Raw genomic sequence first — 14,970 nt, 5'->3', positions numbered from 1 at the left:
GGAGGAATTTAAGACCTTACCAGGCCGGTGGTAACTTTTTATCGATAATAACTCGATCTTCCTCTTCAATAAGATAGCCACCTTTTAGAAGGCCATTATAGATCCGGCTTACATGTTCCCTGCTACAGCCAATACGTAACGCCATTGCTTGCCTGGTCAATGGCGATTCGATGATACCTTTTCCTCCTTCATCTCGTTTCGAGAGATCGTGTAATAATTTACATAATCGACCATAGACATCGAGTAGCGCCATGCTTTGGGCGATCGAGGTCACAAAACGAATTCTTTGACAGAGATAGTTGATCACACCTTTTGCAATCGTATGATTATGTTCAATAAGGCGAAGAAAATCCTCTTTATGTAACGCAATCAATATACTTTTTTCTAATGTAATGATGCTGGCTGATCGAGGATGATTGTCCAACAGAGACAATTCACCAAAATTCTCACCTTGTTTCAAAGTCGATAATACAAACTGCTCTCCCTTTTCATTGGTAACCATGACGTCCACTTTCCCTTCTTTAATCAGATACATGACATCCGACATATCGCCTTCACTGATAAGTAGGGTATTTTTTGGTACAGTTCTAATTTTAGTGAGTTCAGCCACCATTTTTAATTCAGCATCCCCAAGATGACTGAATAGCTCATTACTTCTTAATAGATCAACTGTTTCCATAAATTAAACCGGTTTTAAGCACTAATAATAGGTGCGAAACATCACAAATAGCCTGTGACTTTTATCACAGAAGAATTTAACACCTACATGTATATTTTTCTTAGTTTTCGTTCCTAGCTTCACCAGTAACTTTGATTCGTTATAAAACGCTTTAAGTTACTCAGTTTCAATCAAAATGTATTTTTCATAAAATTAAGACTCCTCCATTAATTAGGCAGTTTTCCAATCATATCTAACAATATAATTAATTTTAGTTTTTTAGGAAAATACAAGTAAAATAGCAAATATTACACTCGTACTCTAATGTGGCTAGGAATATTACCAGTAAGTTAAGCCTAAAAATGACTCAGCGTAATAAAAATAATTTCAAATCACTTTTATCTTTCTTTTTTCTAAATCTATTTATCTTCTTCCCACACAATTGTTTTGCAGAAATACAAGTCAACGTATGTACAAATCAAGCTTTCGCTCAATTGACTTCGATACAAGGAGAACTGTGGATTGACTTAGCTGGAACTGGAGAATGGCAATTAGTAAATCAAGATCATGTGATATGCGAAGGAAGTCGAGTCAAAGTAGGTAATAATAGCCGCGCCTCGATTCGATTACCCAATAACATCCTTGTCCGCCTCGATGAAGGTACGGTTCTAACCTTAAAAGGTATCACAGCCAATCAGCCCACGCTGCTTGATCTATTAAAAGGATTCATACATTTCCTAAGCCGCACTCCGACTCGCCTGGAAATTACTACCCCCATCGCCAACGCAGGTCCTGAAGGAACCGAATTTGCCATCAAAGTTGATGATCAAGAAGCTTTACTCTGGGTGTATGAAGGTCATGTCAAATTCTTTAATACGCAAGGTAGTGTTAATCTAAGCCCAGGAGAAACTGCGCAAGCTCTAATCGGTCAAGCACCACATGCGAAAATCGATATCAAACCCATTGACGCAGTGCAATGGGCGTTATATTACCCAACAATTATCGATACTCATGTCATCGAACAACAGCTTCCCCAAGTTTTACAAACAAATGTTCGTGAATCGCTGGAACGCTATCGACAAGACAAGATGTTTGAAGCACTTTCTTTAATTAAAGCACTTGACTTTGAAGCGTTAACGCCCCAGCTACTTACATACCGTGCGGGACTCTATCTGACCTTTGGTCGCATTCTAGAAGCAAAAAAAGATATCGATCTGGCCTTGCGATTACAACCCAATAATAGTGCAGCCTATGCTTTACAAGCAATCATCGCGGTTGTACAGAATGATAAAAAAGCAGCATTGCAACTCGCACAACAAGCCGTTGAAGTTGATCGTAATTCACCTACAGCGCGGCTAGCGCTCTCCTATGCGCAACAAGCTGATTTTCAGATTGAAGAAGCTTTAAGCAGCGTAGAGGAGACTATTCTGCTTGATGGCCAGAATGCTTTAGCTTGGGCGCGTCTTTCGGAGCTCCAGATGTCCACCGGTCATCTCGATCGTGCGCTGGAATCAGCCAACCAAGCGGTAAGCCTTAATCCTCATTTGGGTAAAACCCAAACGATTCTTGGTTTCGCTCATTTGTTGCAAATCGACACTCAAGCCGCGAAAGAAATTTTCCATAGAGCGATCGCATTGGATCAAGCCGATCCCATGCCACGGCTTGGATTAGGACTTACCTTAATTCGCGAAGGGGAGCTGGAAGCAGGTCGAATAGAGCTGGAAAATGCTGCCGGTTTGGATCCGGCAAATTCTCTAATCCGCAGTTACCTTGGTAAAGCCTACTTTGAGGAAAAGCGCTATCCGCTTGCCAGCACGCAGTTTGATCTCGCTAAAGAACGCGACCCTAAAGACCCAACTCCATGGTTTTATGATGCGATTCAAAAACAAACGCAGAATCGCCCGGTGGAAGCCTTGCGGGATATTCAGAAATCGATTGAGCTAAACAATAACCGCGCGGTATACCGTTCCAAGTTTCTGCTGGACCGCGATGAAGCGGCACGTGGCTCCAGCCTGGCACGAATTTTCGAGAACTTGGGATTTGAAAGACGTGCTGTGATGGAAGCGGCTAAATCACTGAGCTTCGATCCCACGAATCATTCGGCACACCGGTTTTTATCGGATACATATGCAAATACTCCACGACATGAAGCGGCCAGAGTTAGTGAGCTCTTGCAAGCACAACTGCTACAACCGATCAACATCAATCCCGTGCAACCACATTTGGTTGTAGCTGATCTTAATATCATTACCGGCACGGGCCCTTCCGCTGCAGGGTTTAATGAATTTACCCCATTGATGGAGCGCAGCAAACCACAATTTGTCGCTTCAGGCATTGCTGGAAGTAATAGTACCCTGGGAAATGAGCTGGTTTTCTCAAAATTTAATGAGAGAACATCAATTAGTCTGGGGCAGTTTCATTATGAAACGAATGGGTTTCGCAGAAACAACGACCAGAATCATGATATTCTCAATGCCTTCGTTCAACATGCATTAACCACTAAATTGAATATCCAGGCTGAAGTACGTACACGCTCATCGGATCAAGGAAATTTATTGCAAAACTTCGATAAGCCCTCGAATAATCCCAGAGATGCACAAAATAGAATTCGACGTAAAATTGATGACGACGCCGCCCGTTTAGGTGCCAAATATGATCTATCAACCAACCAGTATATTATTCTATCCGGTCAATTTAATGATAAAAAATTTGAAGACATCACCAACGTAGTAAGTCTCCAGCACAATCTTGTCAATAAAAGGATTAAAGGCTACCAAACTGAAATCCAATATCATTTTCACAATCATTTATTCAGTTTGATAGCGGGCTCTGGAGTTTTTCGTACGAATTTTGACCAATCCTCTCAAATAATAAGCGCGGTTAACAGCAATCCAATTGGTAATCCAGTACCTAGTACTGGAAACCATGATAAAACTAATGGCTATATCTATTCCAATCTCAACTTTGTTCCAAATCTAAATGCAACTGTGGGATTTAGCTATGATTCCTATCATCAAACAGATTTTCATACCATTGACGGATTTAATCCGAAATTTGGAATTCAGTGGGATATCCTCAATAACTTGCGATTACGTATGGCTTGGATCGAAACAATTAAAGCCCCTTTAGCCACTTATCAAACTATAGAGCCGATTCAGATTGCTGGGTTTAATCAACTATTTGATGATCTTGATGGTACAAAATCTCGTCGAATGGGAATTGGACTTGATGCGCATTATGACAGCAAAATATTTAGTGGTTTTGAAATTTCAGCACGTGATTTAAGCTTTCCGATTTCATCAAGTAACACATCATCAACCCAAAAACAAAAGGAAGAATTATATTCTAGTTATATTTATGGGATTTTACATAAAAACTGGAGCGCTAAAAGTGAAGCTCGTTTTGAAGCAATTTCTGGATTCTTTGAGCCTCACAAAATTGAAACTCTAAGTATTCCGACTAGTATTAACTACTTTAATCCTAACGGTTTATTTACCAGTATAGCTGGAACATATGTTCACCAAAACATAGAGCGTAACGGAGTGAAAAATGAGAAACCCGAAAAATTCTTCCTTATTGATGCGTCGATTGGTTACCGGTTTCCTAATCGAAAAGGTATTTTCAGTTTAGAAGCAAGAAACCTATTCGACGAGAATTTTTTGTTTCAAGACATAAACTTTCACTCATCTCAAACCACTGTTACTCGTTTTGTTCCTAGTCGCATAATCTTCGCAAGAGTCACATTAAATTTTTAATAAGGGAGCTGAAATATGTTAAATCGTTTGTTTTACGTAATGGTTTTATTCGGACTGGTACTCGGTCTAGCTAGTTGCTCCTCAAAACCTGTTCCTACTGATCTCGTTTCAAAAATTGAGAATAAACTTAAAGAGGATTCAGGAAAGGATTTTAACCTCGGATTTGTTACGCTATTCGATAGTGATAATAAGAAAACCAAATTCTTAGCTCGTGAATCTGAACCAGATAAAGAAGTTGAAAATGAATTTTTTATCAGACCGAAAGAGATATATGAAAATGCATTGAAGGACAATGCTTCAGAAATAAGAGAGCTGTCAACTATTACTGTTCTTGGGCTCTCTGGAGTTAAAATAAACGGCACAATATATGATTACTGCAAATATATTACTGTTGACAATCAAAGTCGCCCAGATCTATCGGAGTTAATTTGTAAGTTCAACGAAAAGCAAGAAAAAGAAAAAACCAATTTAAGTACAAATACTTTACAGGTACTTGATTCGCAATTTGTCAAAGAGCTTAGTAAAGTCTCAGATATTGAAAACATTGGGCTTGTTGTTTTAAATGATTATAAAACTGGACAGCCTCAGCTGTTTTTAGGGAAAGATAATTATTTCAGTCCAGAAATTAAAGTTAACTTCCCATTGCGTCTCGATAGCGGTACAAAGGAAAAAGAGGATGAAAAAATGACGATTACCAGCTTAAATACATGGACGGTAATTACCTATAAACAAAATCCATGCAAATCTTGTGGAATTAGTGGTGGATCAGGAGATTGCACACATGTTAAGGATAGTAGCTGTTGATGAGAAATTTTAAGATCCTTTTTCAGAATGAGTAGAATATTGATTCCGGGGTAATAGATTTAACCTATTACCCCGAAATCAATCAAATCATTGTTGATCTTTAAATATTTCCTAATAAGCCAAAATCAAATAAACCAGTACGGTAATCGACAAAATTAGTATCTGGGTCAACACCTTTCCAATAGTTTGCGATAGTATCAACTGTTTCATTTACTACTAAATTGGCGAGATCCGCATCATTTCTAGAGATTTCAGCAGGTGAGTTTAATGCATTGACAAGCAATGATTGGTATTCTCCACTTTCTTTATTTGGAAATACTTTAATTTGATTCATTTCAGCATCATCAAGTCTGGAAAATATGTTAATTAAGGAGCCATAAAATACCGATTTTAGGCTTCCCTCAGTCGCAGGAATGTTACCTAAACTGGATACACCTAATTCATCGGCATCATAAATACCATCATCATCTTGATATGATTTAACAGGTTGAAAGAAAGATTTGTAATCTCCTGGATCTATTATTTTTGATGAAACTAATTTTTCCAATGAGTCATTTGATAAAAGCCCTTCTTTTTGGTTAGTCGAAATCAAAGATTCTAAAGAGCCTAAGTCAGAATTTATCAGTATCTTGGTAAAATCTAACTGCCTGCTATTTACTTCGATACTATCGAAATATCCGCGTACATCATCCACTGAATAACCCGATAATTCACTCAGCATTTCAGTCGTAACGCCATATTCTCTTGCCGCTTGGAATATATCGCCAGGATTTCGGATGTTTGCATTGATAAAATCTTCCGCTTGCTGAACTGTGACTCCAAATTTAGCTAAGTGCGATTCTGCTGACATACATTACTCCCTTTCTTTGAGTTTTTAAAAATTACAGCAACTATCTAAAATAGCATAAAGTAGAATTCCTCATCAGATTTATAAATTTACTCATCCACGCAGCAGTATTTTGTCCATTGTATACCTGCAAAACAAGGACACAGCATGCAGGAATAGTGTTCTTTGATTAGAATATAAGAAAACTTAGGGTCATTTACATCTAAAGATCTAAAGCATTCCGCCAACCGCGTTACCTTCCAGACCCGGGTTAGGCAGAACCGTTATATCTCATGATAATCAAATAGAATCAATTAATTGCGTTTTATGTGTATATTCATCTACAAGCATTCCCTTGAATACTGTGAACACAATGCTAGAAATTCTTACACCTTAGTTTTGATGGCAAGCTGTACAAGAATAAGCAGATTGAGACATCATTGGTTTGATATAATGACCCGAAGGTTGCCTGGGCGCATTGAATAATGCGACATTAGTCTCAGCTTCAATAATACGTTGTTCTAAAATGCTAGCATATTGCCAAGTAGAATAACTTGATGCTAGTCGTGCATTTGCATAAATTTTCTGTGCGGTTTTCCAATCGCCAGATTTAACTAGCATATCGCCCATGTTCAAAAAAAAGCCTTCAAATTTATGCGGTGCCGTAGCGCTATTCCAGCATACTTTTTTTGGACCTGTATGTATTTCTTTACTTATATACATTGAGACATCAGGGTTTGAACGATCTACTTGACCATAACACAAATTTATAGTTTTCCATTGCCACTCTAGCGCAAGTTTAAAAATTTCCGAATCTACAGAGAAAGGCGACTCAATAACGCCACCGGTTATTGCTAGAGCCCCAGTAACATAATTGAATTCAGGAAAAAGTTTGGTGCTATTTACCAATGTTTCATACCCTTTCTTCATTAATTTTTCGTCTCCATGTACATCAGCCTCGGACATCATAAAACTTCCTAAAAAACCCATGAAGTGTGCATCGGTGGGTTCCATACGCATTTTCTCATCAAAATATTTACGAGCTAATGTTGCATCATCTGTAATTGTGGAAGGAATAGGATCCATTCGCTCTCTCTCACTTAAGCGCCAGGCGTGTGCAGCACCAATATGTGCAGCTGTTGTTGCATCATTCTTATCATTTAGATAGGCACCTGTTAATGCGTTGAGAACATCTGGAATAAGGAAATATAAACCATTATTCATAGCTTCCCAGAAAAAAGAACTTGCATATATTGCTTCATCACTACGGATCTGTGAGGGCAATTTATTTTGGTTTGCAGATGCAAATGAAGAAACTAACAGTACTGAGATAAAAACTATTTTGCGCAAAATGTTAATAACTCTATAACTAGTGCTCATCGACAGGTCTCCATTGTAGTTAATCTTGATAAAGTTCTAAGTGATTTGTATAGATCGCATACACTTAAGTAAATGCACTGAGAATTTAAGCAACAGCTAATCAAAATCGAATCGATACCCTATTGCTTGAATATTCACTCTTAATGCATAAACAAACATATTATCTGTTCAAGATATAGTTCTCTCAATGATCTTTATCACAAAATTCATTGATTCTTATCACAAAAATTAAATAACTTTGTATCTTCAATATTTCTTCTCGATTTTTAGGGAAAGATAAATCCGAACTGCTGAGCAGTTCCATATTCATCCACTGGAGCCGCTACAATAGAGTCAGAGTTGCTCCTTTGAGCGAACACATTATGTTCTGTTCAAAGGAGAGGAGATATAATGAGATCTTTGCAAGAGCACACGAAATTTTTATTTCTATGTAACTCTGAGTTTATTTTTGAGTGATCGGCTAATTTTTAGTCATTTTTCGAAAAATAAACCAAGAATAATCAATCCGCATCGGCTATTTCGGATCAACATGACGCAATATCCCTGTGTTTGCGTGATCAACTGACGACCGACGAAGAGTTTGGACAGTCTTTTCAAGTTATACGCCATCGCCAGAAGCAGGTGCCAGGTATGTAGTCCGATCTGAACAATCGATAACATTCTAATTCTGTGTACTTAATTGACAGGTTTGAGTGATTAAATTCACCGGTTTTTGGTAAAATTACTGCCATTTCTTGCGAATTTAGTGAGGATTATATGGGACCAAAGCCACACACGCCAAAGAATGACGACCTGTTCCGCCAACGGCTAGATGATCTGGTCAACCCAAGACATTCGTTGGTACAACTGGCGCAGCACATCGACTGGTCAGTGTTCGAACGCGAATGGATTGGTTTTTTTCCATCGCATCGCGGCCGTCCCGCGACGGCGCCGCGTCTAGTGGCTGGAATGCTGTATCTGCAACACACCTTTGCGCTATCGGATGAAGAGGTAGTAAGGTGTTGGGTAGAGAATCCCTATTGGCAATTGTTCTGTGGCGAAACCTGGTTTCAGCACCACCCGCCGATTGATTCCAGCTCACTGACTCGCTGGCGGCAGCGGATTGGTGTAGGGGGCATGGAATGGCTTTTGGCCCAGACTATCAAGGCGGCTGCATTGGCCAAGGTCATCCAGCAGCATAGTCTGGATAAGGTCATTGTGGACAGCACCGTGCAGGAGAAGGCTATTGCCTATCCGACCGACAGCCAACTGCTGAATAAGGGACGGCAACAACTGGTGCAGCTGGCGGCAGAAGCTGGGATAACGCTACGCCAGAACTACAACCGGCTAGCGCCCAAGCTGGCTGGCAAGATTAGCCGCTATGCTCATGCCAAACAATACCAGCGCATGCGTAGCCACTTAAAGAAGCTCAAGACGCTGGTTGGCCGCGTCTGGCGTGACGTATTTCGCCAATCGGCCAAGGTACCGCAGCCCCTTAAACCCAAGGTTAGCGGTTTGCTGCAGAAAGTCGAGCGCCTGCTCAAGCAGCAGCCGAAAGACAGCCATAAGCTATACAGCTTGCATGCGCCGGAAGTGGAGTGCATCGGCAAAGGCAAGTCGCGCCAGCCTTATGAGTTTGGGGTAAAGGTGTCAGTGATGACAACGCACAAGGAAGGATTAGTGGTCGGCATGCGCAGCCTGCCGGGCAATCCTTACGATGGGCATACCTTGCACCTGGCTTTGGAACAGGCGGCCATCCTGACGCAACGGCAACCGAAGGAAGTGTTCGTAGACCTGAGTTATCGCGGTGCAACCGTCCCGGCCGGGGTCAAGGTCTATCACCGCAAACTCAGACGCGGCATCACTGCGCGGCTGAAACGAGATATTCGGCGGCGCAGTGCCATTGAACCGGCAATCGGGCATATGAAAAATGACGGCCGCCTGCGCAGAAACTGGCTGCAAGGCGCAGCAGGCGATGCCTTTCATGCCATGCTCTGCGGTTGCGGACACAACCTGCGGATGATTCTGAGGAAGCTCCGGTTTCTTCTCGCCTTAATTCTCATGCCATTGCATCGGCTAACAGTGAATGAATACGGAATCACTCAGCGGCTTAGGCTTGCCTTTCCCTGAAAATAGAATTGTTCAGAGCAGACTATGTACCTTCACCAGCCCCCGGTAACACAGGATTTTGGCATATTGAACCAGCGACCTGGCTACCGAAGGCTCATCCAACGACATAGTGGGCCTTTGTGATTAGATTGGCAGCTACTTATAGCTGAATACCGGCTTGCTGCCCCTTTTAACCCAACGCGCTTCAGCATTCCACCAAAGTAACGTAATTTCAATGACCTGCCTGGAATCTGGCTCATCATCCTGTTCTTCCTGTCACTCACCTGCGCTAACAAACCATTCTACGCATGCGCCGGTTCATTGAATACAAAAGCACGATAACACGGAAGATCTGGCATATCGTCTTCCAACGAAAATCCCAGAAATCGCATCACGTGCAAATTCGAGCTCACCATACCATTCATCGACTCATCGCTTAAATCACCGTGCCAGATTCAATCCCGAATACGCCGAGCGGCCTGCTGCATCTGATACCAGTACGTAATGGATTACGATCACTTTCTCTCTCGAATCTAATCTGTCAACTGATCAATTCGCTTCAAGAAATTCCTTTTACAGGTACAGCAGACCACACCGTAGTCTGAAATACAAAAGCCTTATTTTTAATTCAAGATGCTAATTCTTTCTTCTTTTCCAACACGAGGCGCCGACCAATCCCAAGCCTGCCATGAACATGGCATACGTTTCAGGTTCAGGTACCGCCAGCATGATTAGGCGATCGTCGCCGCTGGTTGGATGTTGAATGTTTATATACGCGATATCCGGATTAAATTTATCAAAATAAAGGCCGGTTGGTTCTGCTCCTAAGGTCGATAGTGTTGCCCAGCGGCCAATCGACTCGGCGATACCATCGTTGTTGGTGTCGGCAGCAAACCAGATATCGGCGGAACCGCCTGGTTGATCTTCAACAATGTAAATATTACCTTCGGCATCGATCGCCAGATTATCCGGGTTGTGGAATACCCCGCCGACACTAAGACCGGTTGCTTGATCCAGTGTTGCGTTGCTTACAAACAAGTTGGCGGTATCCGTCGCCAGGTTGAAAGAATACACTTCGTCGGTGGTCGTTGTTGCTACGTAGAGAATCTGATCGCCATTCACCAATGTTTTGATTTCCAGATCTTCCGGCCGTTGATAATTGGTACCCAGCACAGCGTCGGCAGACAAGCGGCCATCGATACTGCCATCGGCATTGAGCACCGATACCCCCGGTATGGCGGCGCCATTGCTATCGGTAATAGGTTCCCAAGTTATGGCGCCGGTTGCATTGGCATTGTTACCGCCATCCACCAGCATCACAAAAGTTTGCCCTGCAGCAAAATAATCGTCGCCATTGGTTGCATTGGGATTGGCCGAAACAAATTTGTAAATACTGCCGCCATTAAACTCATCGATAAAATACAAGTTATTATCTTTATCAAACGTTAAACCTTCGTGCGATACGCGTGGCAACAGATTGCGATGAATAAAGTTTGAATCGCCGGAGCCGGTTGCTGCCACCGGATTGGTCAGTTCAAACAAACGTCCTTTGGTGCTACCAGAGCCCCAGAATTCCTCGGCTGTCAGATAACCACCCCAGGGCGTCCAGCGCGAAGCATCGCCAGAGACAAAATTCTGGGAACCGGGTGCCACCAGTGTTACCGTACGAGTATTGTAGTCCGGGTTCCACAAATCAACGCGCTGCATGCCTGCATTACCGGTTTCAAAGGGCATGAACAAATAGCGCCCGGCGTCAACGCCGGTTTCATTGGCGGTAATCATGTCCCAATTACCGCTGTTATCGATACCTTGTGCCAATTGGTTAGCACGGTTGGCAATCGATACTTGTGTCCACGAAGGATTGGCAAGCAACAATGGACCGGATTCCGGCAAGGAACCGCCAGCTACGCTATCGGTCAGCGCGGTAAAATTGTCGAAACCGGTGTCGGCAGCCATGGCTTGCGGTGCTGCAACCATGCTAACGATCGCGCCTGTCACCAGCGAATTGAGTAGTTTCTTCTTGAACATCGTGTATTCTCCCAAAAAAGTAATCGAACAATCCTTGCGTATAAGAGGTGGAGACTTTTGCACAGTGTCATGAGCGGTACCAGAATAAGGCAAAAATTTGCGGAAAAGCGGTGTTTACACGGGGTAAATGAGCATTTTTGCGAATTTTTAACGCGATTATCGTGCCGCGTAGTAACCGTGCAAAGGTCTCGGGTGATGTACAGGCAATCCGGCTGTCTGCACCATTCAAAAAATAGGTTTTTGTTATGCAGATCCTGAATTTTCCGGTAACCGACTCACGCCGGTGAAGGCTTTACAGTACGGAAACGAGTATAGGCAAGCGATATGACGCGGCTATTGCAAGGGCGTTACGTAACGGGATGCGCAACGACCAATTGTTTTTTGTAACCCATCGGATTATTTCAGGACAGGATCTGTCCGAATATACGGCTTTATTCCGATCAGCTATCGGCGTTTTAACTGGTAGTGATAAAATGCGATAATTAATTCTCAAAATTTCAAAGGACTGGTATCACCATGTTTTCGCAAAAACACACAATAGAAAATGTAGACCCGGATTTATGGCAAGCGATCAAAGGCGAGATGCAACGCCAGGAAGAATATATCGAGTTAATCGCATCGGAGAATTATGCAAGCCCTGCCGTGATGCAGGCGCAGGGATCCGTGCTTACAAACAAATACGCGGAAGGCTATCCCACCAAGCGGTATTACGGCGGCTGTATGTATGCCGATCAAGTGGAGCAATTGGCGATTGACCGTCTGAAAGCTTTGTTTGGTGCGGAATATGTCAACGTGCAACCACATTCCGGTTCGCAAGCCAATGCGGCGGTCTATCTTTCGGTGTTAAAGCCCGGCGACACGCTGTTAGGAATGTCCTTAGCCCACGGCGGCCATTTGACACATGGCTCAAGCGTCAGCATGAGTGGAAAAATTTTCAATTCCATTTCTTATGGATTGCATCCCGAGACTGAATTACTCGACTACGACGAAGTGGAACGTTTAGCGCATGAACACAAACCTAAAATGATTGTGGCGGGCGCTTCTTCGTATGCCCGGGTTATCGACTGGAAACGTTTTCGTAAGATTGCCGACGCTGTCGGCGCTTATTTATTCGTCGATATGGCGCATTATGCGGGATTGATCGCCGCCGGTTTTTATCCGAATCCGGTCGGCATCGCCGATTTCGTCACCAGCACCACGCACAAAACGCTGCGCGGACCACGGGGTGGAATCATCATGGCCAACCCCGAACATGAAAAAGCGTTGAATTCAGCTATTTTCCCGCAAACCCAAGGCGGTCCGCTGATGCACGTAATCGCCGCTAAAGCGGTTGCATTTAAAGAAGCCGCCAGCAAAGAATTTAAAGGTTATCAAGAACAAGTGATCGAGAACGCGCGCGTCATGGCGAAAGTACTCACCAACCGCGGGTTGCGGATTGTCTCCGGCCAGACGGATTGTCATATGTTTCTCGTTGATTTGCGCGCGATGAATTTGACCGGTAAACAAGCTGAGGAGTCGCTCGAACACGCGCACATCACCGTCAACAAAAACGCCATTCCTAACGACCCGCAAAAGCCATTCGTTACCAGCGGTATTCGGGTCGGCTCTCCGGCAATTACCACCCGGGGATTCCGGGAATTCGAAGCTGAACAATTAGCGAATCTGATCGCGGATGTATTGGCGGCACCTGAAGATTCTGCAGTTATCTCCAAAGTGGCTGCGGAAGCCAAGAAAATGTGCGCGAAATTCCCTGTCTATGGATAAATTTCCCTGATGAAGTGCCCATTTTGCAATGCGGACGATACCCATGTAATTGATTCACGGGTCAGCGAAGATGGTCACAAAATCCGCCGCCGCCGCCGCTGCCATGCTTGCGACAAACGCTTTACAACTTATGAAACCATCGAATTACGGTTACCGCAAGTTGTGAAGCACGATGGCAGCCGGGCGGAATTCGATCGGAATAAATTGCTGACAGGTTTCCAGCGGGCACTGCATAAACGGCCGGTTCCCACCCGCTATGTCGATGAAGCGATCGACCGCATCGTTCAGAAGCTGTTAGCAATGGGCGAGCGCGAAGTCTCGTCACGGAGTATCGGCGAAAGCGTGATGGAAGAACTTTATAAGCTGGACAAAGTCGCTTATATTCGCTTTGCATCCGTTTATAAAAGCTTCCAAGACGTTGACGATTTCCGCGATGCAATCAAAGAAGCGCAGAAACAATATCCGTCAATGCCATCGTCGAAGAAAATATCTTGATTCAGCCATGCATCATCACTACGGAATTTTTTCAACGCACATACGAATCGTAGCTCAGACATAGCTTCCCAGATGTTTTCTTCCGCCGATTATGCATTTATGTCCCAAGCTCTGCGTTTGGCGGAAAAAGGACTTTATAGCACGGCGCCGAATCCACGCGTCGGTTGCGTTATTGTTCGCGATAATCAGATCGTCGGCAGCGGCTGGCACGAAAAAGCCGGACAACCGCATGCAGAAGTCCACGCATTGATGAACGCTGGAGCAGCATCTCGAGGTGCGACCGCCTATGTGACCCTGGAACCATGCAGCCATTTCGGGCGCACGCCACCATGCGCCAATGCCTTGGTTGATGCAGGTATTGCGCAAGTCATCATGGCCATGCAGGATCCTAATCCGATGGTGTCCGGGCGAGGCCGTGCGTTACTGGAACATGCGGGAATCACTGTGGAGTCCGACTTATTGCAAGCACAAGCGGAAGCACTCAACATTGGGTTTATTTCGCGCATGGCGCGTAAGAAACCTTGGATCCGGTTAAAAACAGCCGCCAGCCTGGATGGTAAAACAGCATTAAATAATGGCATCAGTCAATGGATTACCGGCGCAGCCGCACGGCACGACGGACACCGGTGGCGAGCGCGTTCTTGCGCAATCCTGACGGGTATCGGCACCATTCTTTCGGATGATCCGCAACTTTCCGTCCGGCATATCGAAACATCGCGGCAACCTGGAAGAATCATTGTCGACAGTCATCTGGCGATACCGTTAAATGCGAAAGTGTTGCAAGGTAAAACTGACACTTATGTCTTTACGGCTAACGGCCATGATCTGGAAAAAATCTCCGCGCTCGATAACTTGGGCATCAGGACATTTATCTTGCCGAACGCTGCAGGATCGGTCGATTTATATAAAATGGCGGCCATACTCGCCGAATTGGAAATCAACGAAGTACTGGTGGAAGCCGGAAGCGGTCTCAACGGTGCTCTGATCGAAGCCGGGCTGGCGGATGAAATCATTATCTATCTTGCACCACATCTACTCGGCGATACGGCGCGGGGAATGGTTAAGCTTCCCGAACTCATGCGGCTTGAGCAGAAGATAGCGCTTAAAATTCAGGATATCCGGTTAATCGGCGAAGATATCCGCATCATTGCTTCCATCCACCCCGGTTGATC

Annotated in this window: 10 protein-coding genes; 6 read left to right on the top strand and 4 right to left on the bottom strand. The window is 43.9% G+C overall.

Going from position 1 to position 14,970, the window contains the following annotated elements:
• Nucleotides 1-16: 16 nt before the first annotated feature.
• On the bottom strand, nucleotides 17-679 hold the full coding sequence (locus KF839_RS09140) for a Crp/Fnr family transcriptional regulator (protein ID WP_292917530.1): 663 nt from the start codon (nucleotides 677-679) through the stop codon (nucleotides 17-19).
• Between the two features lie 341 nt (nucleotides 680-1,020).
• On the opposite strand from KF839_RS09140, the gene KF839_RS09135 reads away from it, so the two are divergent.
• Nucleotides 1,021-4,413 (top strand): TonB-dependent receptor domain-containing protein, encoded by a 3,393-nt coding sequence (locus KF839_RS09135; protein ID WP_292917529.1) that lies wholly within the window; start codon nucleotides 1,021-1,023, stop codon nucleotides 4,411-4,413.
• Nucleotides 4,414-4,428: 15 nt separating this feature from the next.
• Nucleotides 4,429-5,217, top strand: coding sequence for a hypothetical protein (locus tag KF839_RS09130; RefSeq protein ID WP_292917528.1), 789 nt, complete (start codon nucleotides 4,429-4,431; stop codon nucleotides 5,215-5,217).
• 100 nt (nucleotides 5,218-5,317) lie between these two features.
• On the opposite strand, the gene KF839_RS09125 is transcribed toward KF839_RS09130, so the two are convergent.
• Together KF839_RS09125 and KF839_RS09120 are read right to left on the bottom strand one after the other, a co-directional pair.
• Complete coding sequence (locus tag KF839_RS09125) at nucleotides 5,318-6,067, bottom strand: hypothetical protein (protein ID WP_292917527.1); 750 nt, start codon at nucleotides 6,065-6,067, stop codon at nucleotides 5,318-5,320.
• A gap of 369 nt (nucleotides 6,068-6,436) precedes the next feature.
• Entirely contained in the window at nucleotides 6,437-7,423 is a 987-nt protein-coding gene (locus KF839_RS09120) for a hypothetical protein (protein ID WP_292917526.1), read from the bottom strand.
• A 756-nt stretch (nucleotides 7,424-8,179) separates the two neighbouring features.
• Between KF839_RS09120 and KF839_RS09115 the strand changes: the two genes are divergently transcribed.
• A complete protein-coding gene (locus KF839_RS09115) occupies nucleotides 8,180-9,532 on the top strand; it encodes an IS5 family transposase (protein ID WP_292917525.1) in 1,353 nt (450 codons plus the stop codon).
• Nucleotides 9,533-10,147: 615 nt separating this feature from the next.
• On the opposite strand, the gene KF839_RS09110 is transcribed toward KF839_RS09115, so the two are convergent.
• The gene (locus KF839_RS09110; RefSeq protein WP_292917524.1) at nucleotides 10,148-11,539 is read right to left on the bottom strand and encodes an alkaline phosphatase PhoX; all 1,392 of its coding nucleotides are present in this window, start codon (nucleotides 11,537-11,539) and stop codon (nucleotides 10,148-10,150) included.
• Nucleotides 11,540-12,055: 516 nt separating this feature from the next.
• On the opposite strand from KF839_RS09110, the gene glyA reads away from it, so the two are divergent.
• The 3 genes from glyA (at nucleotide 12,056) to ribD (ending at nucleotide 14,968) form a co-directional block, all read left to right on the top strand.
• The gene (glyA, locus tag KF839_RS09105) at nucleotides 12,056-13,303 is read left to right on the top strand and encodes a serine hydroxymethyltransferase (RefSeq protein ID WP_292917523.1); all 1,248 of its coding nucleotides are present in this window, start codon (nucleotides 12,056-12,058) and stop codon (nucleotides 13,301-13,303) included.
• A 9-nt stretch (nucleotides 13,304-13,312) separates the two neighbouring features.
• Nucleotides 13,313-13,798, top strand: coding sequence for a transcriptional regulator NrdR (gene nrdR / locus KF839_RS09100; RefSeq protein ID WP_292917522.1), 486 nt, complete (start codon nucleotides 13,313-13,315; stop codon nucleotides 13,796-13,798).
• Between the two features lie 72 nt (nucleotides 13,799-13,870).
• Nucleotides 13,871-14,968 (top strand): bifunctional diaminohydroxyphosphoribosylaminopyrimidine deaminase/5-amino-6-(5-phosphoribosylamino)uracil reductase RibD, encoded by a 1,098-nt coding sequence (ribD, locus tag KF839_RS09095; RefSeq protein WP_292917521.1) that lies wholly within the window; start codon nucleotides 13,871-13,873, stop codon nucleotides 14,966-14,968.
• Nucleotides 14,969-14,970 lie beyond the last annotated feature (2 nt).

Source organism: Nitrosomonas sp. (genome assembly GCF_019635155.1).
GTDB lineage: Bacteria > Pseudomonadota > Gammaproteobacteria > Burkholderiales > Nitrosomonadaceae > Nitrosomonas.
Note: the sequence above shows the minus strand (reverse complement) of the source record. Positions and strands in the feature narration are given on the sequence as shown.

Coding starts and splice junctions, on each gene's coding strand:
- KF839_RS09140 (WP_292917530.1), bottom strand. CDS start 679: ATGGAAACAGTTGATCTATTAAGAAGTAATGAGCTATTCAGTCATCTT.
- KF839_RS09135 (WP_292917529.1), top strand. CDS start 1,021: ATGACTCAGCGTAATAAAAATAATTTCAAATCACTTTTATCTTTCTTT.
- KF839_RS09130 (WP_292917528.1), top strand. CDS start 4,429: ATGTTAAATCGTTTGTTTTACGTAATGGTTTTATTCGGACTGGTACTC.
- KF839_RS09125 (WP_292917527.1), bottom strand. CDS start 6,067: ATGTCAGCAGAATCGCACTTAGCTAAATTTGGAGTCACAGTTCAGCAA.
- KF839_RS09120 (WP_292917526.1), bottom strand. CDS start 7,423: ATGAGCACTAGTTATAGAGTTATTAACATTTTGCGCAAAATAGTTTTT.
- KF839_RS09115 (WP_292917525.1), top strand. CDS start 8,180: ATGGGACCAAAGCCACACACGCCAAAGAATGACGACCTGTTCCGCCAA.
- KF839_RS09110 (WP_292917524.1), bottom strand. CDS start 11,539: ATGTTCAAGAAGAAACTACTCAATTCGCTGGTGACAGGCGCGATCGTT.
- glyA (WP_292917523.1), top strand. CDS start 12,056: ATGTTTTCGCAAAAACACACAATAGAAAATGTAGACCCGGATTTATGG.
- nrdR (WP_292917522.1), top strand. CDS start 13,313: ATGAAGTGCCCATTTTGCAATGCGGACGATACCCATGTAATTGATTCA.
- ribD (WP_292917521.1), top strand. CDS start 13,871: ATGTTTTCTTCCGCCGATTATGCATTTATGTCCCAAGCTCTGCGTTTG.